General features: G+C 49.9%; 18 protein-coding genes. 4 read left to right on the forward strand and 14 right to left on the reverse strand.

Annotated features, from left to right (window positions below; translation table 11 throughout):
* Positions 1-20: 20 nt before the first annotated feature.
* The 3 genes from pheT to NSQ37_RS20020 all read right to left on the reverse strand — a co-directional run bounded on the left by pheT (position 21) and on the right by NSQ37_RS20020 (position 4,591).
* Positions 21-2,435, reverse strand: coding sequence for a phenylalanine--tRNA ligase subunit beta (gene pheT, locus NSQ37_RS20010; protein ID WP_253612812.1), 2,415 nt, complete (start codon positions 2,433-2,435; stop codon positions 21-23).
* Between the two features lie 13 nt (positions 2,436-2,448).
* The gene (pheS, locus tag NSQ37_RS20015) at positions 2,449-3,483 is read right to left on the reverse strand and encodes a phenylalanine--tRNA ligase subunit alpha (RefSeq protein ID WP_003152530.1); all 1,035 of its coding nucleotides are present in this window, start codon (positions 3,481-3,483) and stop codon (positions 2,449-2,451) included.
* A 361-nt stretch (positions 3,484-3,844) separates the two neighbouring features.
* Positions 3,845-4,591, reverse strand: a complete 747-nt coding sequence (locus NSQ37_RS20020; protein ID WP_059367992.1) for a TrmH family RNA methyltransferase — start codon at positions 4,589-4,591, stop codon at positions 3,845-3,847.
* Between the two features lie 119 nt (positions 4,592-4,710).
* On the opposite strand from NSQ37_RS20020, the gene sspI reads away from it, so the two are divergent.
* The 4 genes from sspI (at position 4,711) to NSQ37_RS20040 (ending at position 8,911) form a co-directional block, all read left to right on the forward strand.
* Positions 4,711-4,926: a small acid-soluble spore protein SspI gene (gene sspI, locus NSQ37_RS20025; RefSeq protein ID WP_003152527.1), complete on the forward strand. Its 216-nt coding sequence runs from the start codon at positions 4,711-4,713 to the stop codon at positions 4,924-4,926.
* 62 nt (positions 4,927-4,988) lie between these two features.
* Entirely contained in the window at positions 4,989-6,074 is a 1,086-nt protein-coding gene (locus tag NSQ37_RS20030) for a CdaR family transcriptional regulator (protein ID WP_253612811.1), read from the forward strand.
* A gap of 99 nt (positions 6,075-6,173) precedes the next feature.
* Positions 6,174-7,586, forward strand: a complete 1,413-nt coding sequence (glcD, locus tag NSQ37_RS20035) for a glycolate oxidase subunit GlcD (RefSeq protein ID WP_015417962.1) — start codon at positions 6,174-6,176, stop codon at positions 7,584-7,586.
* Entirely contained in the window at positions 7,583-8,911 is a 1,329-nt protein-coding gene (locus NSQ37_RS20040) for a (Fe-S)-binding protein (protein WP_253612810.1), read from the forward strand. Before glcD ends, NSQ37_RS20040 begins: the two co-directional genes overlap by 4 nt.
* Before the next feature lie 69 nt (positions 8,912-8,980).
* On the opposite strand, the gene cstA is transcribed toward NSQ37_RS20040, so the two are convergent.
* From cstA to NSQ37_RS20095, 11 genes are all read right to left on the reverse strand, one after another.
* The gene (gene cstA / locus NSQ37_RS20045; protein ID WP_253612809.1) at positions 8,981-10,777 is read right to left on the reverse strand and encodes a carbon starvation protein CstA; all 1,797 of its coding nucleotides are present in this window, start codon (positions 10,775-10,777) and stop codon (positions 8,981-8,983) included.
* 110 nt (positions 10,778-10,887) lie between these two features.
* Positions 10,888-12,387 carry an arabinosylfuranosidase ArfA gene (gene arfA / locus NSQ37_RS20050; protein ID WP_012118142.1) on the reverse strand — a complete coding sequence of 500 codons (1,500 nt, stop codon included), beginning with the start codon at positions 12,385-12,387 and terminating at the stop codon, positions 10,888-10,890.
* An 18-nt stretch (positions 12,388-12,405) separates the two neighbouring features.
* The gene (locus NSQ37_RS20055; protein WP_007612991.1) at positions 12,406-13,233 is read right to left on the reverse strand and encodes a carbohydrate ABC transporter permease; all 828 of its coding nucleotides are present in this window, start codon (positions 13,231-13,233) and stop codon (positions 12,406-12,408) included.
* An 18-nt stretch (positions 13,234-13,251) separates the two neighbouring features.
* Complete coding sequence (locus NSQ37_RS20060) at positions 13,252-14,193, reverse strand: carbohydrate ABC transporter permease (RefSeq protein ID WP_007408105.1); 942 nt, start codon at positions 14,191-14,193, stop codon at positions 13,252-13,254.
* 41 nt (positions 14,194-14,234) lie between these two features.
* Entirely contained in the window at positions 14,235-15,530 is a 1,296-nt protein-coding gene (locus NSQ37_RS20065; protein ID WP_012118143.1) for an ABC transporter substrate-binding protein, read from the reverse strand.
* 31 nt (positions 15,531-15,561) lie between these two features.
* On the reverse strand, positions 15,562-16,746 hold the full coding sequence (locus NSQ37_RS20070; protein ID WP_341124582.1) for a sn-glycerol-1-phosphate dehydrogenase: 1,185 nt from the start codon (positions 16,744-16,746) through the stop codon (positions 15,562-15,564).
* Positions 16,743-17,549 carry an HAD-IIA family hydrolase gene (locus NSQ37_RS20075; protein WP_371136942.1) on the reverse strand — a complete coding sequence of 269 codons (807 nt, stop codon included), beginning with the start codon at positions 17,547-17,549 and terminating at the stop codon, positions 16,743-16,745. Before NSQ37_RS20075 ends, NSQ37_RS20070 begins: the two co-directional genes overlap by 4 nt.
* Complete coding sequence (gene araD, locus NSQ37_RS20080) at positions 17,527-18,216, reverse strand: L-ribulose-5-phosphate 4-epimerase (RefSeq protein WP_003152509.1); 690 nt, start codon at positions 18,214-18,216, stop codon at positions 17,527-17,529. The genes NSQ37_RS20075 and araD overlap by 23 nt, the downstream gene beginning before the upstream one ends.
* A complete protein-coding gene (araB, locus tag NSQ37_RS20085; RefSeq protein ID WP_341124584.1) occupies positions 18,209-19,894 on the reverse strand; it encodes a ribulokinase in 1,686 nt (561 codons plus the stop codon). The genes araD and araB overlap by 8 nt, the downstream gene beginning before the upstream one ends.
* 1 nt (position 19,895) lies before the next feature.
* Positions 19,896-21,389, reverse strand: a complete 1,494-nt coding sequence (gene araA, locus NSQ37_RS20090) for an L-arabinose isomerase (RefSeq protein ID WP_022552845.1) — start codon at positions 21,387-21,389, stop codon at positions 19,896-19,898.
* A 182-nt stretch (positions 21,390-21,571) separates the two neighbouring features.
* Positions 21,572-22,537 (reverse strand): glycoside hydrolase family 43 protein, encoded by a 966-nt coding sequence (locus NSQ37_RS20095; protein ID WP_012118149.1) that lies wholly within the window; start codon positions 22,535-22,537, stop codon positions 21,572-21,574.
* Positions 22,538-22,567 lie beyond the last annotated feature (30 nt).

The raw sequence follows: 22,567 nt of genomic DNA on the forward strand, positions 1-22,567 counted from the left end.
GTGATCTGCAAGCTTTTTCTTTATCCTCTTAATACGGCCTGATACGTTTCTTCCAGCGCTTTCAGCACGTTTTCATGTACTTTTGTCACTTCTTCTTCTGTCAATGTTTGTTCAGGGTTAACATATTGGAGCGAGAAGGCGACGGATTTTTTGCCCTCTTCCATATGCTCACCTTCGTACACATCAAATACGGTGACTTCTTTCAGCAGCGCGCCGCCGGCTTCTTTGATCACGGCTTCGAGCTGTCCGCTTGTAACGGTTTTATCTGCCACAAGTGCAATATCGCGCGTGACGGACGGGTACTTCGGAATCGGCGTATACACGACAGGTTCTGTTTCCTCGGTCAGAAGCGCGTGCAGATCAAGCTCGAACACATACGTTTCTTTGATATCCAGCTCTTTTTCCATTGCCGGATGCACCTGGCCGATAAATCCGGCAAGCGAACCGTTCAATAGAATGTTTGCCGTCCGGCCGGGATGCATGTTTTTGCGTTCTGACTGGACAAATTCAACCCGGTCTGACACATTCATTTGATGTAGCAGGCCTTCAACGATTCCTTTGGCGACGAAGAAATCAACCGGCTTTTTCTCACCCTGCCATAAATTTTTGCGCCACAATCCGGTTACAGCACCGGCAACCCGTTCTTTTTCAACCGGTTTTGTGTTTTCTTCTTTCGTCAGAAATACAGAACCCGTTTCATATAAAGCAACGGAATCAGTCTGTCTGGCCAGATTGTATGAAACGGCTTCAAGAAGATTCGGCACGAGGCTGTGTCTGAGAATGCTTCTTTCTTCGCTCATCGGCAGAGCAAGCATCGTGTTGAATGATTTTTCGATCGCAAAAGCGGCCGCTTTTTTATCATTCGTTAATGAATAAGTGATCGCTTGTGAAAGACCCGCTCCTTCAAGAAAACGTCTCACTTTCCGGCGTTTTGCCTGATACGGTGTCAAGCCGCCTGTCGTGCCGGCCGTTTCCGGAAGCGTGGACGGAATATTGTCATACCCGTACAATCTCGCCGCTTCTTCAATCAGGTCTTCTTCTATTCTAATATCTCCCCGGCGCGACGGCACCGTTACGACGAGAACGTCTTCAGCTTCACCGACTGCAAACCCGAGGCGCTTGTAAATGCTGATGATTTCTTCTTTAGCGATTGTCATGCCGAGCACGGCGTTCACTTTTTCAACAGACACGTGAATATTGTTTGCTTCGATTTTCAGATGGTTTTCTTCAACCGTGCCTGAGAGCACTTCTCCGCCGGCATATGCCTGAATGAGACTGCAGGCCCGTTCAGCCGCCAGCAAAACGCGTGCCGGATCAATGCCTTTTTCATATCTGGCGCTCGCTTCGCTTCTCAATCCGAGGTCTCTCGACGCTTTGCGGATGGTCTGTCCGTCGAAATAAGCGGCCTCCAGTAAAATCGCAGTGGTGTCTTCACGGACTTCAGACTCAGCTCCGCCCATGACTCCCGCAACGGCTTGCGCTTTTTTTCCGTTTGTGATGACCAAATGGCTGCTTGACAGCTTGCGCTCTTGTTCATCCAGCGTTACGATGGTTTCGTTTTCCGCCGCTTTTCTGACGACGACCTCTTTTGAACCGAACCGGTCGTAATCGAAAGCGTGAAGCGGCTGTCCGTACTCAAGGAGGACGAAGTTTGTAATGTCCACGACGTTATTATGCGGGCGGATGCCTGCATTCATCAGCTTCGTCTGCATCCATAGCGGAGACGGGCCGATTTTGACGTTTTTAATGATTTTTGCGGCATAATGCGGATTGGCCTGCGTATCTTCAACCTTAACGGAAACAGCATCCGCCGCTTTTTCTGCCGCTTTTTCATATGAAGCCTCCGGAAGCTTTACCTCTGTGCCGAGGATAGCCGCAACTTCATAAGCCACGCCAAGCATGTTCATCGCGTCGGCGCGGTTCGGCGTTAAGCCCAATTCTAAAATCGCATCATCAAGCTGAAGGGCCGCCATTGCGTCAGCTCCCGTTTCAGCATCATTCGGAAAAACGAAAATGCCTTCCGCATATTCTTTCGCCACGAGCTTGCTTTCAATGCCGAGCTCCTGAAGGGAACAGATCATGCCGTGAGACGCTTCGCCGCGCAGCTTGGCTTTTTTAATTTTGAAATTGCCGGGAAGCACGGCTCCGACCGTTGCAACGGCAACCTTCTGTCCTTTATCAACATTCGGGGCGCCGCAGATAATCTGCACGGGTTCCTCCGCACCGATATCAACAAGGCATTTGTTGAGTTTGTCGGCATTCGGGTGCTGTTCGCGCTCAAGCACGTGTCCGATGACAACGCCTTTTACGCCCTCCCCTTTATACTCGATACCCTCAACTTCAATACCGGCTCTCGTAATTTTTTCTGCAAGCACGGCCGGGTCGATTCCCTGCAAGTCAACGTAATCTTCTAACCATTTATAAGAAACAAACATGTGTATCCTCCTCTTACGCCTGTTTAAACTGCGAAATGAATCTGACATCATTGGTATAGAAATGGCGGATATCTTCAATGCCGTATTTCAGCATCGCGATACGTTCCACACCCATTCCGAAAGCAAAACCCTGGTATTCCTCAGGATTGAATCCAGCCATCTTCAGCACGTTCGGGTGAACCATGCCGGCGCCGAGAATTTCGATCCAGCCTGTTTTTTTGCAGACGGAGCAGCCTTGTCCGCCGCACTTAAAGCAGGTCACATCCACCTCGACAGAAGGCTCTGTGAATGGGAAAAAGCTCGGACGGAGCCTGATTTCACGGTCTTGGCCGAACATTTTTTTGGCGACCAATTCAAGCGTGCCTTTCAGGTCGCTCATGCTGATTTTGCGGTCGACGACGAGACCCTCGATCTGCATGAACTGATGGGAATGTGTCGCGTCATCGTTGTCGCGGCGATACACTTTACCGGGACAAATGATTTTGACAGGGCCTTTTCCTTTATGCTTTTCCATCGTGCGCGTCTGCACCGGTGACGTCTGCGTTCTCATCAGCATTTCTTCTGTAATGTAAAAGCTGTCCTGCATGTCGCGGGCAGGATGTTCCTTCGGCAGGTTCAGCGCCTCAAAGTTGTAATAATCCGTTTCCACTTCAGGGCCTTCTTCGACGGTATATCCCATGCCGATAAATAAATCTTCAATTTCTTCAATAACGACCGTCAGCGGATGGCGTCCGCCGATGTTTACCTGACTGCCCGGCAACGTGACGTCAATCGTCTGGCTGCTGAGTTTTTTATTCATTTCTTCTTGTTCAAGCTGTTCATTTTTCGCCGTAATGGCTGCTGCAATGCGCTCTCTCACTTCATTGGCGAGCGCTCCCATTTTCGGGCGCTCTTCGGCGGACAGTTTGCCCATGCCGCGGAGAACTTCTGTAATCGGCCCTTTTTTTCCGAGATATTGCACCCGAATGTCGTTAACTTCTTTTAATGAACCCGCCGCTTCTACTTTTTCTGCAGCTTCCAGTTCGAGCTGTTTAAGCTTCTCTTCCATCATGCATCCTCCTTTTATGTAAACCAAACCGTTCTATGCCTTTTTCAGAAAACAAAAAAACCCGCCCCTTGAGAGAAGGGACGAGTTGTGGCCGCGGTACCACCCTTTTTAAGGCAGACTTCATCTGCCGACAGCTTCATTGACATAACGGAAACGATCGTTCCGGTTCACCTTTACGCGCGTTTGGCGCGGTCCCGGTGACAACTCGAGAGGTGAAAATCAATTTCTGTGCTGCGATAAAAATGCTCTCAGTCAGCGGCATTTTCTCCCTGGAAGGCAGTGTGTGCAAAAATTGACGTCCTCTGTCACGGTTTTTACATTATTGCTATCTATTATAGTGAAATCCAAGGCTTTTCGCAACCTATCCTCTGAGATGATAAACGAGGATGGCGGCCGCTACCGCCACATTCAGCGATTCCGCCTGCCCGTACAGCGGAACGTACAGGTTGAGATCCGTTTTTTGCAGAAGGCCGGCGTCCACTCCCGCCCCCTCGTTCCCGACGATTAACGCGAACGATTCTTCAGGCTTCACGCTTTGATAAGCCGCACCGTTTTCAAGCGCCGTGCCGTAGATCGCGACGCCTTGTGATTTCAGCTCAGCGGTAAACTCATCAAGCGGACGTTTCAAAATGGGAATATGAAAATGAGAACCTTGTGCTGAACGCAGCGTTTTTCCATTGTACGGGTCTGCTGTTCCCTCACCAAGGACAACGGCGTCGATTCCCGCCGCATCTGCCGTTCTGATCATTGTTCCTAAATTCCCCGGGTCCTGCACGGCATCAATCAGAAGCAGCCGCTTCAGCTGATCAGGCTGCCTATCCGGCATATGGCAGACCGCGGCGATCCGCTGCGGCGTTTCTGTTTCCGTCACGGCTGAAAACGCGTCTTCGCTCAGCACGTAGCACGGAATGCTCATGTCCAGATCGGCCGGGATGGCGCTCTCATCGTTTACGAGAATTTCTTTTACCGTTCCCTTTGATTTGAGCGCTTCTTCTGCCAGATGCTCTCCTTCTATCAGAAATGTATTCGTTTTAAGTCTCTCTTTTTTTGTGTGAAGTTTTTTCCAGTCCTTCACTTTTTGGTTTTTTGCAGAGTCGATTCGTTTCACTTTATGTCTGTGCTCTCCTTTTTTCATGCATGTTGTTATTATATCTTAAGAACAGCACATAATAAACCGCGTGCGCGGTAAGAATATGCGTATCACATTCAGAAAAAGGAGCGGTTGTAATGGATCTTAATTTACGCAACGCCGTTATTGCCAATGTAACCGGCAATAACCAGGATCAGCTGGAGCATACTATCGTTGACGCCATCCAAAGCGGTGAAGAAAAAATGCTTCCGGGTCTCGGCGTCTTATTCGAAGTTCTTTGGCAGCATGCGTCGGACTCAGAAAAAAATGAAATGCTCAAAACACTTGAAGGCGGATTAAAACCTGCGCAATAAGCATGAACCGGGTGATGGGACACCCGGTTTTTTTTTGTATAATAATGGCGAGGGGGATCGCCATGCAGTTACAGCCGGAACTGGCAAAGAAATTGATTGCCGAAGTCAAACATATGTACAGCCGCGAAGTGATTATTGCCGATACAAAAGGGATGATCATCGCGGGCACCAACGAGGCGCGCGCCGGATGGTTTCATGAAGGCGCACTGATCTGCGCGCGCGAAAAACGGAATGTCATCATTACGAAAGAAGATGAAAAACGGCTCGAGGGCGTAAAAGCAGGACTGAACCTCCCCGTTTTTTCAGGCCATGAAGTGATCGGAGTATTCGGCCTGACAGGAGACCCTGACGATATCCTGCCTTTCGGAGAATTGCTCAGAAAAATGACGGAGCTGTTTATTAAAGAAACGCGCCATATGGAAGAAGCGCAGTGGCGTGCGAGAATGCTTGAATCCTTTATGGTTGATTGGCTGCAGCTGAAAGAATGGTCTCCGGGCTTTTTAGAAAAAGCAAAGCTCATCGGCGCAGACCTTCATGCATACCGCCGGATCATACTCATTCAAGGCCGTTATGAGCAATATAAAGTGGAGGAGCTCGGGCGGCTCTGGCAGTACGAATGCCCTGAAGACCTGTTTGTCCGCTGGGGAAATGAACGCATTCTCATTAATCATGAAGCAAATTCGGCTTCCAAAACACAGCTCATTAAAAAGATCGGCGCCGTTTTTGGGCAGCCTGTCACCGCTGGCATCGGACGGATCGTTCCGGGAGAGCGCCTCACGGAATCATACGAACAGGCAGATAAAGCACTTTCAGCCGGAATCGGTGACAAGCAGGCCGTCTTTGAAGAAGATTTAAAACTGGATATGTGTCTTGCCGATATCACACCCCGCACGAGGTCGGAATTTTCACGGCGGGTTCTCGAGCATGTACTCGGCCGGGAAGAACTTCTGGATACGCTGCGCGCCTTTTTCGACCGGCAATTATCGTTAAAGCGCACCGCCGACGACATGCATATTCATATCAACACATTGCGCTACCGTCTTTCCAAACTGGAATCACTGACAAATATGAAGCTGGACCGCCCTGAAGACATAACGGCTTTTTATTTGGCGCTGCGCTTTTTAGATCAACATACAAAAATCACGTAATCATATCATCATTTTTCATATGTTTCTCCATAGTGTGCGGAATCGTTTTTCTTTACAATTAAATGAAAACGCTTTTCTTATCAGGGAGGTTGGGAGAACATGATTTCACGAGAGGCAAAAGAAGCGTTCATCCGGACGGTCGGGAAGGAGAATTATGATGATTCGGCGGCGGGCCGTCTTGTGTATTCTTATGATGCGGCTCCTCAGCTGCAAGCCATGCCGGATGCGGTAATCGCCCCCCGCAGCGCGGATGACGTGTCCCGTATATTAACGATTTGCAGCAGGCATGACATTCCGATCGTGCCGAGGGGTTCAGGCACAAACTTATGCGGCGGCACATGTCCGTCTGAAGGCGGGCTTGTGCTTTTATTCAAACATATGAACCGCATTCTAGAAATCGATGAAGAAAATTTGACGGCAACCGTCCAGCCGGGCGTGATTACGCAAGATATGATCCGTGCGGTTGAACAAAAAGGTTTATTTTATCCGCCTGATCCGAGCAGCATGAAAATATCGACAATCGGCGGGAATATTAATGAAAATTCCGGCGGGCTGCGCGGTTTGAAGTACGGCGTCACCCGGGATTATGTCCTCGGCCTTGAAGCCGTATTGGCTTCAGGCGATATCATCCGCACAGGAGGAAAGCTGACAAAGGATGTCGCCGGTTATGATCTGACCCGGCTTTTCGTCGGATCAGAAGGGACGCTCGGCGTTGTGACGGAAGCGACTTTAAAGCTGGTTCCGAAGCCGGAAACGAAAAAAACGCTGCTTGCACTCTATGAACATATTGAAGCGGCTGCGGAATCGGTTTCTGCCATCATCGCTGAAAAAATCATTCCGGCGACACTCGAATTTCTTGATCAGCCGACACTGCAGGTCATTGAAGATTACGCCAAGATCGGGCTTCCGACCGACGCAAAAGCGGTGCTGCTGATCGAACAGGACGGTGACATCGACACGGTCAGACGAGATATGGAAAAAATCGAAGCGATTTGTAAAAACGGAGCCGCCGTATCCGTCCAAACGGCTGAAACCGAGGAAGAGGCATTCGCGCTTACAGAGGCCAGACGGTCCGCATTATCAGCCCTTGCCCGGCTGAAACCGACAACGATTCTGGAAGATGCGACCGTGCCGAGATCACAAATTGCCAGCATGGTCAAAGCCATTAACGAGATTGCAGAAACATACGGCCTGTCCATCTGCACATTCGGCCATGCCGGAGACGGCAACCTCCATCCGACGTGCACCACCGATATCCGAAATACAGAGGAGATGGAACGTGTCGAAAAAGCTTTTGCCGCCATTTTTGAAAAAGCGATTGAGCTGGGCGGGACGATAACGGGTGAACACGGGGTCGGCATCGTAAAAGCGCCGTATTTAGAAATGAAACTGAAAACAGAAGGCATCACCGCCATGAAAGCGATCAAACAAGCGCTTGATCCCCAAAATCTGCTGAATCCGGGAAAAATATTCGCCAATTCATCAAGGAAACGCGTGGTGGTGATGAAATGACAACGGCTAAAGAGCAGCAACAAATTCAAACAGAATTCAAAACCCGCATGGATGAAGGTGAATTGCTGAACTGTATGCGCTGCGGCTTCTGCCTTCCTTCCTGTCCGACCTATATTGAATCGGGATTTCAAGAATCCCATTCGCCGCGCGGCCGGATCGCCCTGATGAAAGCCGTCACTGACGGACTGATCGAGCCGGATGAAGATGTCGAGCGCTCACTTTCGCTGTGTCTCGGATGCCGGGCATGCGAGCCCGTTTGTCCGGCAGGGGTCAATTACGGACAGCTGCTTGAAGAAGCGAGGGATATCATTCATCAAAATAAAAAACATAAGCCGGGCGTGCGCCTCTTGCGGAAAGCCGCCTTCACCGGGCTTTTCCCTCATCAAAACCGCATGCAGACAGCCGTGAATCTTCTCGGAATATACCAAAGATCAGGACTGCAGACCGCCGTCAGAAAAACCGGTATGCTGCGCGTTTTGCCTGAACATCTGCGCACAATGGAACAAGTGCTCCCGCCCGCCCCGAAACGGAAAGACATGAAGGAAAGGCCGCGTTTTCTTCCTGCCGCGGGTCCCGTCCAAAAACGGGCCGCTTTTTTCTCGGGCTGCTTAATGGATACGATGTTTTTAGCGACAAATCATGCGACAACGGCGCTTTTACAGGCGGCCGGGTGTGAAATCGCGGTTCCGGACGGCCAGGCGTGCTGCGGCGCGCTTCACGGGCACAGCGGAGAAAAAGAGATGGGAAAAGAACTGGCCAAGCGGAATATCGCGGCTTTTGAGGCGCTTGACGCTGATTATATCATTACAAACGCCGGCGGATGCGGCGCCTTTCTTCAGGAATATCCGCATTTACTGAAAGATGAACCTGGATGGGCGGAACGTGCCGAACAATTCGTCCGGAAGCTCAAAGACTTTTCATCCGTACTGGTTGATCTGAAGTTCCATCAAAAAAACCTGCGGGCGCAGTCTCCTCATATCGTCACATATCAGGACTCCTGCCATCTCCGCAATGTGATGCATACGTCAGAGAAACCGCGCACGCTTTTGAAAAGCATTAAAGGGGCTGAGTACAGAGAAATGGAAAAGGCCGACAGCTGCTGCGGGTCGGCGGGAATTTATAATATAACAGAGTCAGAGATGTCTATGAAAATATTAGACAGTAAGATGAAAGCCGCCGGAAAAACGGAGGCGGCCGTCATCGTGACAGCCAATCCCGGATGCCTTCTGCAAATGCAGCTCGGCATTTTACGCGAAGGATTAACAGGCCGTGTCCGCGCGGTTCATTTGGCGGATTACCTTTTGGAAGCGGCGGATTTGTCATAAGATGAAAGCAGAGAGACATATCGGCTCTCTGCTTTTTTATGATGCTGCAATGTTCGGACGGCCGCGGATTTATCCGGGTATTGAAGCTTCCAGTCTGGCACTCGGATCACGCCATACATTCGCCCATTTTTTCACAGCCGCAATGATAATCACAAGCCCGAGAATGAGCATGATAATGGATAAAACGCCATTCAGCACGTTGTATCCCGCCGCTTCGGGGTTCAAATACACATACCGCACCATCCAATAACCCGCATAGTTGACGGTCACGTACAAATAAGCGAGAGGAATCAGGCATGTCAGCATATAGCGCCGCTTATCCGCTATTTTTAATACGACGGTCGCACCGATAATTAAGCCGACAGACGCCATAAGCTGATTGGATACGCCGAACAGCGCCCAAATGGAGCTGATGTCGCCCGAACACAGAAGATAGCCCCACAGCAGGCAGGCGAGCGCGCTTGAGAAAATCGAGCCCGGCAGCCAGTCTGTTTTTTTCAGCGGCTTATAGACCTCTCCGAAAAACTCTTGAATCAAGTACCGGGCGACACGGGTTCCCGCATCAATCGCCGTTAAAATAAACACCGCTTCAAACATAATGACGAATTGAAAAAAGTATGAAGCCAAATGACTGAAAAACGGAATCTCCGTAAAGATATACGTCATTCCGACGGCAAGCGTAACAGCGCCGCCCGTTCTTCCTTCCAGACTGAGCCCGATTTCTTTACTCAATTCAGGCAGATGGACGACATTCATCCCGAGGGTGCGGAATATTTCAGGCGTGCTGTTAATAGCAAAATAGTCGGCGGGCTCAAGAGCGGCAGCTGCAATGAGCGCCATAATTCCGACGAGACATTCCACAAGCATCGCTCCGAAAGCAACCGGCTTTATATCACTCCATTTATCCAGCATTTTCGGCGTTGTGCCGGAACCGACAAATGCATGAAAGCCCGAAATGGCGCCGCAGGCAATCGTTATTGAAATAAACGGCCAGACAGGACCCGCGATCACCGGCCCTCCGCCGTGAATAAACTCCGTTACGGCCGGAAATTTAATGGCGGGATTGACGAAAAAGACGCCTGCGATCAAAGCGGCAAAAACCCCGATTTTCATAAAACTGCTTAAATAGTCACGCGGAGCCAGCAAGAGCCAAACCGGAAGCGCCGCGGCGAAAAACGCATAGACAGGAAGCGCCACTGCAAGCGTTTTCGCATCCAGTGTCAGCATGTCCCCGAGAGCCGTTGTCTGCAGCCGCGGCCCGATGACAACACCGGCCATTACCAAAAGAAACCCGACAGTTGATGCGAGTTTGAGATTGCCCGTTTTTTTATAATAGAGGCCGACCCCCATCGCGATCGGAATCGTAATCCCCACCGCAAACGTTCCCCACGGGTTTTTCTCAAGCGCGTGCAGCACAACCATGGACAGCCCCGCCATCGTGATCGTAATGATAAACAGCATCGAGAGACCCGTGCAAAAACCCGCCACCGGGCCGAGCTCTTCTTTGGCGACTTCAGAAAGCGTTTTCCCGTTTTTCCGCATTGATGCAAACAATACGACAATATCGTGCACGGCTCCTCCGATCACCGCCCCGATTAACAGCCATAAAAGCCCGGGCAGATAGCCGAACTGAGCTGCCAGAATCGGTCCGACAAGCGGGCCGGCAGCGGCGATTGCCGCGAAGTGGTGGCCGAATGACACCCACTTATTCGTCGGCACATAATCTTTCCCATCCTCAAGCACATGGGCCGGAGTCGGTGTCTGATCATTGATTTTTAATACTTTGACCATCATAAAGGTACCGTAAAGCCGATAGGCGATCGCCAGAATACATATAGACGCTATGACGATTGTAATCGCATTCATTTAATCCCAGCCCCTTTTCTCTTTTTCTAAATATTATCACAATTATCAGATAACGGGAGATGATTTTTGCGTAAAAAAAAGCCGGCGGCGCAGCCCGGCTTTTCGGAACATTATTTGCCTGATAAACGGATGACATTCCAGGACAGCGGAGTAAAATGAGCCGTTATCCCTTCAGCATTTGCCGAAGACGTTCCGTTTGAGTGAGGCGTGACTTCTTTTCTGTTTTTTTGATTGGTCGCTTTCATATCCTGATGCTCCAGCACGATATGCTCAATAATGCGGTAATCTTCAAACCCTCTCAGCTTGATCTCCGTTTCCATCAGTTCCTTGCTTTTGTTGACGGCAAAAATGGTCAGTGCTTCATCCTCTTCATGGTAAACGGCCGCGGCATCAACATACGGCACATCCGTAAAATCCGCTGAGTCGTATTTCGGGGAGGTGACCAGCAGCTTCATTGAAGTCCCTCTCCCGTAGACAGAGGCGTGCATGTAAGGGTAAAAGATCGGCTGCCTCCATGCTTCTCCGCCCTTTTCGGTCATGATAGGCGCAATTACGTTGACAAGCTGGGCGAGACAGGCGATCTTTAGTCTGTCCGCATGCTGCAGCATGGTAATCAGCAGTGAACCGATCAACAGCGCATCTTCAAAATTGTAGATGTCTTCAAGAATCGGCCGGGCCGTAATCCATGGCTCCACTTTTTTATCCGCTTCATTTGAGTGATACCACACATTCCATTCATCTAAAGAAAGGTGAATCGTTTTTTTGCTGCGTTTTTTCGCTTTCATATAATCACATACGGCTGTGACGGATTTAATAAAATGGTCTAAATCCATCGACTTCGCCAAATAGTTCTCAAGATCATTTTCATGGTTGCCGTAATACGTATGCAGTGAGATGTAATCCACATGCTCGTACGTATGCTCAAGCACCTCGGCCTCCCACTCAATGAAGGACGGCATGCCGCTGTTTGAGCTTCCGCAAGCCACCAATTCGATCGTCGGGTCCGTCCATTTCATCACCTTTGCCGTTTCAGCGGCGAGCCGTCCGTATTCATGCGCCGTTTTATGACCGATCTGCCAAGGGCCGTCCATCTCATTTCCTAAGCACCATGTTTTGATGCCGTAAGGTTTTTCATATCCGTGCGATTTTCGTAAGTCGCTCCAGTATGACCCTTCAGGATGGTTGCAGTATTCGACGAGGTTCCGGGCGGCATCGATCCCTCTCGTCCCGAGATTGACCGCCATATTCACTTCGGCGTTCACTTTTTTCGCCCACGTTAAAAATTCATTCGTCCCTACTTCGTTCGTTTCTGTCGTCTGCCATGCCAAATCAAGCCTCCGCGGGCGGTCCTTCACCGGCCCGACGCCGTCTTCCCAATTGTAGCCCGAGAGAAAATTCCCTCCCGGATAGCGGATGAACGGCACTTGCAATTCCTTGATTAACTCCTGCACGTCTGTTCTGAAACCGTCCTTGTCGGCTTTCGGGTGTCCGGGCTCATAAATGCCTTCATACACCGCCCGGCCCATATGTTCTATAAATGATCCGTACATCCGTTTGTCCACTTCACCGATGATATATTCTTTATCTGCTGTAATCCCCGCTTTTTTCATTATATTTCCTCCCTCTCTCTATCCCTTCACTCCGCCTACTGTGAGTCCGGAAATGAAGTATTTTTGGAAAAACAAGAATATGATGATCACCGGCAGTATCGCAAAAACGGACCCGGAAATCAGCATGTCATAGTTGTTGCCGTACGGACTCAGCAGCCCTGAAAGTCCGATTGGAAGCGTAAACATTTCTTTCGACCGAAGCACGATCAGCGGCCATAAAAAGTTATTCCAGCTGTTTAAAGATTGAAGAATGATCATTGCCCCGAATGCCGGTTTCATGAGCGGCGCCATAATTCTGAAAAAAATGCCGAATTCGGTGCAGCCGTCCATTCTCGCTGAATCAAGCAGATCCTTCGGAAGTCCGAGCGCATATTGCCGGAAAAAGAACACGGCGACAGGCGACACAATAAACGGCAGAATCACCCCAGTATAAGAATCGATCAAATGAAGACCCACCGTCAATTTGAACAACGGAAGCATCATCACTTCAAGAGGCACCATCATAATGATCAGCACAAGAACGAAAATAATATTTCTGCCTTTAAATTCGTAGACACCGAGTCCGTAGCCGATCAAAGAGGAAAAAAACAGCGTGAGAACCGTGGTGAGAACACCGAGCAGCAGGCTGTTAAAAAACCATTTAAAATAAATGCTCCCCCCGTTGAACAAATAGGTGTAGTTATCAAGGCTCATCACATCCGGATCAAGGCGCAGATTCAGCCCGATGCGCATAAGCTCAGATGACGGCTTTAAAGAACCGAGCAATAGACAGATCATCGGAAAGATATACAACAGGCTCAGCATGATAAAAAACAAGGTAAACGCGACTCTGTACACGGAAAACATGTGATTGTTACGCAACGCTTATCCCTCCCCTTTAAACGAACCGGACAGTTTCAGTGAAACAAGACTGACTAGTAAGATGACAAGCAAAAGGACAATTCCGATTGCGGCCCCGTACCCCATTTCGTTGTATGCAAGCCCCTGCTGATATAAATAACCGACAAGCGTGAGGCCGATATTGCCCGGGGAATTATTCTGCCAAAGCACATAGCTTTCCTCAAACATTCTGAAACCGCCGATAATACTGATCGTTAACACATAAACGGACACTGGCTTTAAAAATGGAAGGGTAATATGCCGGAACTTTTTCCACGTACTCGCCCCGTCAATTTCAGCCGCTTCATACAATTCTTTTGGCACGTTTTGCAATCCCGCCAGAAAGTAAAGAATGTTAATCCCCATCCACCTCCATGACGCAAGCAGCACCATTAAAAACATGCCGGTACCTTTGTTGTTGAGCCAGTTTTGGGGTGATGCGCCAAGCTTCATCATCAGCTCGTTTGCAAGCGACGTATTCATTTCTCCGAACATCAGACGGAAAATAATCCCCGCTACGATCGTCGATGTTAAAGCCGGTACAAACAGAGCCGATTTAAACACATTTCTGAACCTGACGAGCTTCGAATTCAGAATCACCGCCAAAAGAAGCGGCACCGGAATCAGCACGATCAGCGTCCAGAAGGTATATTCCAATGTGTTAAATAATGCCGTATAAAAGGTTGGATTAAGAAGAGCGGTATAATTGGAAAACCCGACAAATGTAATTTCTCCCGGCAGTATCCGTTGAAAGCTCATGATAAACACGCTGATAATCGGATACAAAAAGAAAACGAGAAACGAAATGATAAATGGCGCCGTAAAAAGATAAGGCGCCGCTTTTTTTGAATACAGCACATTGCGCCGGCGCGGCTTCTTCCGGACTGCAGAAACGGTTTGCGCTGTCTCTGTCTTTACAGGTCTCATAAAAGCTCCCCCGCTTTCACTGTTAAATAGGGCGGCTTCTCCTATTTCTCTAATTGCTCTGCCGCCTCGTCCAAGGCTTCCTTAGGTGTTTTTTCCTGCGTCTTCAGCGCATCGAACAGCACTTGTCTGACAACGAGATCAGCCGCTTTAGAGAAGTCTTCATGCAGATAAATCGGATTGATCTCATCTTTTATTTCAAGGAGCGAGGAAAAAATTGACGTACCGTTCCGGAAGAAATCCGTGTACTTGTTTTTCTCCTTCAATTCTTTTGAATCCCACACGTCCCAGCGGAGCGGGTCAAAGCCGAGCACCGTCCAAAGCTTTATATTCCCTTCCTTCGAACCTTTCGCAAAACCGAGAAATTCTTTCGCGAGCTTCAGATGTTCAGCCTGCTTCGGCACGACGGTGGCTGTTCCGCCTAAACCCGCTGATCTGTCACCGCCTTCTTTCCAGGCCGGCATAGGGTAAATCGCCATTTTTCCTTTTAAATCAGGCATATAATCGATAAACCGTCCCATGTACCAAATGGGCATCAGCACTGAGGCTGCCCCGCCTTGATTCATAAAACCGTAGTATTCTTCGCTGTGATGGCCGCCGCCGGGAGCCGGCAGAAGGGTTTTATCATTTACCATGTCCTTTACATAATTCAGTGTGTCTGTATTCGTCTTGCTGTTCAGAATCAATTTTCCGTTTTTGCTGTAGTAGCCTGACCCTTGCTGCGAAATCATGGATAGGAATGTGGCGGAGTCGTTTGTTTCAACCGTTCCCATCGGTTTCCCAGCGGCTTCACGCACTTTTTTCCCTGCCCGCCGGTAATCTTCCCATGTCTTAATGGAGGCGGGATCAACGCCCGCTTTTTTCATGATATCCATGTTGTAAAACATGACGGTCGTCCCCACATGTGTATCAAGGCCGTACAATTTTCCGTTTTTGCTGTATAAGGCCAGACGCGCTTCCACAAACTTATCGCGGTCTTTTTCAATCAGCGGCGTCAGATCGGCAAGCGGGATATCCTTCCCCTTCAGAAAGTTCGAGAACCGGCTTAATTCCACGTCGGCTATATCGGGAAGCCCCTCACCCGCGATCAGCGAAACCGATAAATTATCATGCATTTGTCCATAAGGATAAACAACGGTATTCAGCTTGATTTTGCGATCCGGATATTTCTGATTCCATTCTTTGACCATTTCCTGATAAAACTGTTCGTGCAGACCGTTAAACGTCCAGAACGTCAGCTCCGTTTCTCCCGGCCGGCCGGCAGTCCGTTCTTGTGAACAGCCGGCGGTAAACAAGAAGAGCATCATCAGCACCAAACATACAGCGGTCGTTTTTTTCATGTCATTACCCCTTCCACATTAGGCCGTACGGCTATTGATGCAAATGATGTGCAAAGAGCGCTGCATTTTCATTTATGATGGTTAAACCGGTATAACGGTCTCGCAGTGTGTGCGCATGCTTAAGCGCATCGCTGACAAGGTCCTGTTTTACACCGATCTCATCGAAACAGGCGGGACCTCCCGCAGATGCGAGCCACCCGGCAATTGTCTTGCCGTCGGGAAGCCCTTCATATGCAGATTGAATCGCCTCGCGAAAGTGCGGCGGCAGTTCAGCAAGCTTTTCGTGACAAGCCAGTTCTTTGTAAATATCACTCAGCACCGCGCACGCACAGCCGACCTTCGCACCGTGGAGAATCGGAGGCTGTTTTGCCTTCAGCATTTCCATCTCAATCCAATGCGAGATGTGATGTTCTCCTCCTGAGGCGGGGCGGGAGTGGTCAAGCGCAAGCATGACAAGACCCGAAACGATCAGCGCTTCCATCAGTATCTGAATGCCGGCCTCCGTTCCCATGGCAATGGCAGCGCGGTGATCAATGCACTGCCAAAGCGCGTCTTTCACAAGCTTCGCCCCGGCTTCTGAGTACGGCTCACCCGCAAGCCTGCGGGAAATCTCCCAATCTGCCAGCGATGTTATTTTTCCGAGCATGTCTCCGAAGCCCGCGGCTGTCATTGAACGGGGCGCTTCTTTTAATACATTCGTATCCGCAAATAAGGCGATCGGCGCTTTCGTTTGAATCGTCGTTTTGATTCCGTTTAATATGAGCGGCGCTCCCGCCGACGTAAAACCGTCGACTGACGGAGCGGTGGGGAATGAGATAAACGGCAATCTGCGCTGGCAGGCGGCAAACCGCGTAATGTCGTGAATCGTTCCTGAACCGGCCGCAATGATGACATCCGTCTCTTCCGCGAGATTGATCAGCGTATAGACCAATGTCCTCTCATCAGCCGCGGCGGCCCCGGCTTCATGCTCCGGAATAATGACTTTTGACGCTTTGATCCCGCCTGCCCTCAATTCGTCCGCAAGCAGACGCCCCGCCGCCTCGTACGTGTTCCGGTCACAGACGATGACCGGATGATTCCAGCATTTTTTTTGCAGAAATCTGAGAAGCTCTTCTTTTGCATTCGCCCCGATCACGATATCTTCTATTTGAATCGGTGAGCGGCTGGCCCCTTCCTTGTCAAACTCGGATTGAATGTCCTCAGGAGAACGTTTCATAAAAGGATTCCCTCCTTCGCTAATTCTGTCAGGTCTTTAATAGAATCAAGGACGATGTCAGGTTCATATAGACGGGGCTCCCCAAGTTTGGCCGACCCCGTCAGAACCAATACGCTTTTCATCCCGTACAGGCTGCCCATTGCGATATCAGATTCGAGGCTGTCTCCGATAATGGCGCATTCCTCAGGGGGAAGTCCGAGCGCTTCACATGCCGCCTCAGCCATCAGCCAAGAAGGTTTGCCGATGACAAGCTCCGTTTTTGCTCCGGCGGATGCTTCAATGGCCCCGATCATTCCCGCGACATCCATGGCATGGCCGCCTTCATTCGGAAAGGAGCGGTCCCGGTTCGTGGCGATGATGCGCGCGCCGGAGGAAGCCGCCTTAAAAGCGAGATTCAGATCCTCATAGGTGACGGTTTCATGCAGGGAGATGACAAGCCAGTCTGCCGCCTGCGGGTTTTGCGCCAGGGCGACACCCGCTAAAGCGAGTTCATCAGTCAGCCCTTTCTCTCCTAACACCCACACCTTTGACAAAGGATAATGCTTCTTTAAAAATGATGCCGTCACACTGGAGGACAGCACGATGCTCCGTTCATCCGTGCGGATACCGGCACCCAGCAGTTTCTTTCGGCACATTGCTCTTGATAGGTTGCCGCGGTTGCTTAAAAAGACCACGGCTTTGCCCAGTGACTGAAGGGTATGAACGGCTTCTTTTGCGCCGTCAATCAGCTCCCGCCCCCTGAATACGGTTCCGTCTAAATCAATCAGAAACCCGGCTGCGTCAAGTTTGGCCATAATAAGCATTCGCCCCGTGTTTTCTGTAAAAATGCTTATCATGCAGCACTCTGTCGATCGGACTGAGCTGTTTGTTCAGCATAAGCGAATGGTAGGCCATTTCCGCTACCGTTTCGAGCACAACGGCGTTATGCAGGGCATTCAGCGCGTCCGTTCCCCAGCAGAACGGGCCGTGGCTGTGGACGAGGACACCCGGATTTTGTTCATACGGTTCGTTTTGAAAAGTTTCGGCTATGACTTTGCCTGTATGATATTCGTAATCTTTCACAATTTCTTCTTCATACATTTCCCTCGTGCAGGGTATAGCGCTTTCAAAGTAATCCGCGTGAGTCGTTCCGAGAGCGGGTATGTCTCTTCCGGACTGCGCCCAGCTCGTCGCCCAGCGGGAGTGCGTATGAACGATTCCGCCGATAGCCGGAAACGCTTTATACAGATAAAGATGGGTCGGCGTGTCAGAAGACGGTTTCAGCGAGCCTTCGAGAATGTCTCCGTCCTCATTCAGGACGACCAGTTTGTCAGCGGTCAGCTCACTGTAATCGACACCGCTCGGTTTAATGACGATTCTCCCGCTCTCTCTGTCGATGCCGCTGACATTCCCCCATGTAAACGTGACAAGGTTATGTTCCTCAAGCTTCAGATTGGCAGCGAGCACTTCTTCTTTTAACGCTTCAAGCATGGCGGCTTCCCCCTTTCGCAAAATCACGGTTTTTAATGGCTTTCAGGCGTTTCATGACATTGTTTTCTTTGCCGAAGTGGTGTACGAGCTCTTTATATTCCGTATATAAGCTGTCATAAATCTCAGCTCTTTCCCGATTCGGGACATAAGAGCCGTCTTTTAATTTCCCCATATGTGCGCAAGCCTCAGCAATATTGGAGTATCCCCCGTTTTCCCGTCCCGCGGCGAGCGCTCCGAAAATCGCGGAGCCCAGTGCCGGCGCCTGCGGAGAACCGGATAATTTAATGTCCATATTTGTGACGTCTGCATAAATTTGCATGATAAATGGATTTTTCTCAGCGATTCCTCCGGCTGCGTAAAGCTCCTCGACCGGAACGCCGTTTTCCCGAAACGTTTCGATAATCATCCTCGTTCCGAACGCCGTCGCTTCAATCAATGCCCTGTAGATTTCTTCCGGCTTCGTGTGCAGCGTCATGCCGAGCATCATGCCCGTCAAATCGGCGTCCACCAAGGTTGACCGGTTTCCGTTCCACCAGTCAAGCGCGAGAAGGCCGCTTTCCCCCGGAACAAGTTCAGCTGCTTTTTTGCTGAGCAGCTCGTGAATGTCTATGTGTTTATCTTCAGCTTCCTTCTCATAGTCTCTCGGAACGCACGTTTTGACGAACCATTCAAAGTGGTCGCCGACACAGGACTGTCCCGCTTCATATCCCGCATATCCGGGCAAGATGCCGTTATTGACGACCCCGCACATACCGGGGACGATATGTTCTTCCTCGCCGAGCAGCACATGGCAGGTAGACGTTCCCATAATCATCAGCATTTTCCCCGGCTCTGTAATACCGACCGCGGGCACTGACACGTGGGCGTCGACATTGGCGACGGCAACGGCCGTCCCCGGCAGAAGCCCGGTCAGCTCCGCCATTTTTTCGGTCAAACCTCCTGCCTTTTCCCCGACTGAATAAATGGTGCCGCTTAATTTATCCTTTGTAATCGTTTTCATTAACGGGTTGAGCCTTTCGAAAAAATGATCCGGCGGATACCCCGTCTCCTCATTCCAGATTGCTTTGTAGCCGGCCGTGCAGTTGCTTCGCTTCAATGAACCGCACAATTGAAAGACGATCCAGTCTGCCGCTTCCACAATCCGATCTGCCGCCTTGTATATATGCGGCGCTTCTTCCGCGATTTGCATGATTTTCGGGATCATCCATTCAGAAGAAATTTTACCGCCGTATCTTTTAAGGAATGTTTCTTTTGTGTCTTCGGCAATCGTGTTCAAACGGTCTGCATGTTTTTGAGCCGCATGATGCTTCCACAGCTTCACATAACTGTGGGGCTCCCGTTCAAATTCCGGCAGCATACAAAGCGGCTGCCCCGCGACGTCTATCGGCAAAATCGTGCAGGCGGTAAAATCAATTCCTATGCCGATCACGTCTTTTGGATCAGCGCCCGCCTCTTGAAGCAGGTTCGGAATCGCCGTTTCCAGAACTTCGATATAATCGGCAGGATGCTGAAGCGCCCAGTCCCGAGGGAGTTTTTCACCCGTCTTCGGCAGCGTGCGGTCGATGACGGCATGAGTGTATTCTTTTACCGCAGACGCGATCTCTTCGCCCGTGCGGACATTGACAAGCACCGCCCGGCCGGACAATGTGCCGAAATCAACACCAATCGTATACGCCATATCAATTCCCTCCCAACCGGTATAATACGTCATTCCATTTCAGCTCTTTTTTCAGCTCATGTATTTCGGTATTGCGGGAAATAAAGATGCTTTCAATGCCTGCCATCTCAGCCCAGTCAAGCATCTGTTCAGCCGTAAGCCGGAAAGACATACAAGTATGATGGGCGCCTCCCGCCAAAATCCATGCTTCCGCAGCTGTTTTCAGCGATGGCTCCGGCTTCCACAGCACCCGCGCCACAGGGAGATTCGGCATATCATGATCAATTTCCCTGCCTTCTGCTTCATTCAGAATGAGACGGAATCGCCCGCCGATATCAATGATGCTGGCGATGATGGCTGAACCGCCGATTCCGTTAAAGACCAACCGGGCCGGATCTTCCTTCCCTCCGATTGAGAGAGGATGGACTTCGATTTTCGGCTGATCAAGGGCGATCGTCGGACATACTTCAAGCATATGTGATCCGAGAATCATCGCACGCCCCGGTTCAAAATGGTACGTATAATCTTCCATGAAGGAGGTTTGTTCTCCGTCCGCCATTATTTTCATCATTCGCACAAGGGCAGCCGTTTTCCAATCGCCTTCGCCGGCAAATCCGTACCCTTTTTCCATGAGACGCTGAACGGCAAGTCCCGGAAGCTGCTTCATTCCGTGCAAAACTTCAAAGGAGGTCGAAAACGCTGTATATCCGCCCCGTTCGAGAAAGGCCGTTAATCCGAGTTCAATTTTCGCCTGTTCTTTAATGGAAGCAACTTTTGCTTCATCCCGTTTTGTTTCGTCGCTGATGACATACAATTTGTCGTATTCCTCATAAAGCGCCTCAATTTCTGCGTCGGTGACGTTGTTCATCACCTCGGTAAGATCGCCGATTCCGTACCCGTCAACCTGCCAGCCGAATTGGATGTGGGCGCCGACTTTGTCTCCGTCAGTAACCGCCACATTCCGCATATTGTCGCCGAACCGGGCTACTTTAATATTCCTGCTTTCATTCCAGGCGGCAGCAGTGTTCATCCATTGCGAAATGTCATGTTTGACTTCCTCATCATCCCAATAGCCTGCGATGACTTTTCTCGTCTGCCCCATTCTTGACTGGATATACCCGTATTCCCGGTCTCCGTGAGCGGATTGGTTGCTGTTCATAAAGTCCATATCAATCGTTTCCCACGGGATGTCGCGATGATACTGGGTATGAAGATGAAGCATCGGCTTTTGAAAAGCGGAAAGACCTTCAATCCACATTTTCGCAGGGGAAAATGTATGCATCCACGTCACGACCCCGGCACAGTTTTCTTGATACTGCGCTTCCCGCAAAACCTCTCTGATCGTTTCAGATGACGTGACAACCGGTTTATGCCTGATCTTGTATCTTGATGACACCCCGCTGAGGCCGTCACATATCCCCTTTGCGTGTTTATCGACAAGCTGCAGCGTTTCCTCTCCGTATAAGTGCTGGCTTCCCGTTACAAACCAAAATTCATATTCTTTGTTCTGAAGCACATTCATTTCCCCTTCCCATCAAAATAAAGCGCTTGCATTTTTAAAAATATACGTACGAATATAAAATATAAAACTTTTATCCTTTTATTTGTACGAACAATTTTATTATAGTTAAGGAGGAATCAAACTGTCAATCTTTTATTGCAAGTAAAAAAGCCGGACACACATGCCCGGCTGATCAATTAATAGGAAGGCCAGCCTGAACTCCAATCAATATCATTGATGAGCATCTTCGGAATTCCGCTGTTTTCGGCATCATACGCATGACGCACTAAAATATTCCCGTTCACAATGTCTTGGCCGCCCGGGCCTTTCCAGCGGTCATTGCCGGAGTCAAGAATCGTTCCTCCGCCTTCTGACATGCTTTTCCCGCTTTTATCGAGATATGGGCCGGTGATGCTTTTGGATCTTCCATAAGCGATTTTGTACGTACTATTCACGCCTGAACAGCATTTATCAAACGACACCATTAAGTAATAGTAGCCGTTCTGGTAGGTGATGGCCGGCGCTTCCAAAGCTCCGCCGTTATTCGGTCTGGCAGCGATGGAATAAAGTGATCCCGTCGGTTTCATTGTATTTTTATCAAGCTTTGTCAGCTTAATGCCGCTCCAAAAAGAACCGAAGGCAAGCCAAGGGTTTCCGTCTTTATCAATTGTCAGCTCCGGATCAATTGCATTGTAGTTATCGGCGCTTGTTGAACGGATGACGAGCCCTTCGTCCTTCCAGTTTCCCGAACTGAGGCTTGTAGATGATGCAAGACCGATCGCGGAGGTATTTTTGCCGAATGAAGAAACGGCATAATACAGCCAATACTTTCCGTTAAAATATTGAACATCGGGGGCCCATTGATTCAGCCCGTAATTCGGCACATAATTGCCCCACCATGACAGCGGGGAAGTAAAGATTGATTTCTGAACGGTCCATACGCCGCCGCTGCCCGCCTTTAAGACGCGAAGCCCCCTCTCCCCTTCCAAACCGGTTCCGAAAGCGTACCACGTGTTTCCTTCCTTCGCCATTGTCGGATCGTGAAGCAATTCATTTGATGCCCCCCAAAACGCGGCAGATGCCGGAGATGAAGACATCAGCAGCAGACCGGCTGTAACGGCTGCGCATGAAAAGCGGATCATGCGTCTGAATCTGTTTTTCATTTGTAAACCCTCCCCTTTTTTAAAGCGCTT

It is taken from the genome of Bacillus sp. FSL P4-0334 (assembly GCF_038004825.1).
Lineage (GTDB): Bacteria > Bacillota > Bacilli > Bacillales > Bacillaceae > Bacillus > Bacillus velezensis.